This window comes from Synechococcus sp. OH2, from assembly GCF_047462155.1.
Classification (GTDB): domain Bacteria; phylum Cyanobacteriota; class Cyanobacteriia; order Thermostichales; family Thermostichaceae; genus Thermostichus.
The window spans coordinates 390-1,992 of sequence record NZ_JANSIR010000107.1 but is presented as its reverse complement, the minus strand read 5'-3'; the positions used below and the strand labels follow the sequence as shown (position 1 = coordinate 1,992).

Below are 1,603 nucleotides of genomic sequence, written 5' to 3'. Positions count from 1 at the left end.
GCGAGCCGCAGGCAAGCGGATCCGCGGCCAACTGCCCTCTCAGCCGTTCTAGATCTGGGGCTGGATAGCCAAATTGTGGAGGATAGCCCCGTGTTGCGCCGCTGGCTGCAAGGCCCTCCCAATCTTCTGGAAGAAATCCGCGATACTCCTGTCTTGCCCACCCGTTTGCAGGCGGGTTTCGAGTCAGCTTCTGAGTGGCGAATCAGCTTGCAGGACTTGCGCCTGGGAGATCGCCTCACCCTCAGCGGCGACTATCGCCAATCTTCTGAGAACCCAGAAATCCGCCAGTACGGGTCAGAGGTGCGTTACTTTCTTGCCCCCATGGGATCCCGCTTGAATCTGGCCCCCCAACTGGGCTATCGAGCCTTGGAACAAAAGAACCGCCGCCTCAGCGGGGTGAGCTATGGGGCTTTTGCCGTTTTGGCCCTGGCGCCCGGAGCCGCCGACTTGACTGGCAGCTACACTTGGGTGGCCCCGCAGGAGCCGGAAGAAGGACAGGCCACCCTAGCGGAGATCACTGCTGCCTACGCCATTAGCCCTTCCCTTCGTCTCGCTGCCCGCTACAGCCTGCGCCACTCGAGCTTGGCGCGGGAATCCAGCGTTGGCGTTGGCCTGGAGTGGATCCCCTAGAGGCGCACCGCCTGCACAAAAGCCACCCAGCCGAAGCTGAGATAGCGCTCCAAGCGCAACCCCACCTGGGCAAAGTGCTGGCGCAACTGGTCTGCGGAGAAAAAGCGAAGGCCGGTCGCCTCCAGCCAGTGCTGCACCGTCTGCCCCCATCCCTGCACCTGCTGGCTGTGCATCGAGACAAACACCCCGCCAGACCGCAAGATGCGGGCCACTTCCCGCAAGCAGGGATCCAAGGGCACCTCGTTCAGGGTGGCGCCGCTGATCACCGCCCCAAAGGCTGACGAGGCGAGGGGAAGCTGTTCCGCCCGGGCTCGCACTAGGCTGTAGTGCTGCCAGTGGGGCTGGGCCTGTTGGGCTGCCTCGGCCAGTACCCCTGCCGCATTGTCCAGGCCAATCACCGTCCGCTGCGGATCCCTGGCCAGGAGGAGGCGGCTCCAGTACCCCCCTGCCGTGCCCAAGTCCAAGACAGGATCTGCCTCCCCCACCAGCTCCGCCAACAATCGGCCTTCCCGCTCGCTGGCGAAGCTCTCCCCCGATAACAGCGACAGCGCCCAGGGCCGCCAAAGGCGATCGTAGCCCCAGGCAAAGCCGGGTAGATGGGCAATGGCCTGAGCTGGAGTGAGGGGCAACTCCGGCGAGGTGGCTAGAAAATCCACCGCCCCGGAAGATAGGAGAGGGTAAACCTGGCCACAGCGGGGACAATAAACCCGATCCACAGCAGACCCTGGCTCCCGCGCTGGCGGCAAGCTCAGCCCTTCCTGACCACAGCTTAGGCAGCGGTAGAGGTGAACTGGCAGAGCAGAGAGAGAAGAAAGCATGACACAGCAGAGTAGCTTGGTAGCCCCGTACTCAGCGCTCCGCGCCGCTAGCGCGAGTAGGGCGGGGCGGAAAAGCCTTCGAGCAGCTTTAGCTGCTCACCAATGATGCGAGTCGTTAATACAGTTTAGTTTTGGATCGCCACTCAGCAACAATG

The 1,603-nt window shown here is 63.1% G+C and carries 2 protein-coding genes; one reads left to right on the top strand and one right to left on the bottom strand.

Going from position 1 to position 1,603, the window contains the following annotated elements; translation table 11 throughout:
- A partial coding sequence (locus NW835_RS10745; RefSeq protein ID WP_414415277.1) for a hypothetical protein occupies positions 1–630 on the top strand: 630 nt, incomplete at its 5' end.
- On the opposite strand, the gene NW835_RS10740 is transcribed toward NW835_RS10745, so the two are convergent.
- A complete protein-coding gene (locus NW835_RS10740) occupies positions 627–1,448 on the bottom strand; it encodes a class I SAM-dependent methyltransferase (protein WP_414364788.1) in 822 nt (273 codons plus the stop codon). The two genes, NW835_RS10745 and NW835_RS10740, sit on opposite strands and share 4 nt — an antisense overlap.
- Between the last annotated feature and the right edge of the window lie 155 nt (positions 1,449–1,603).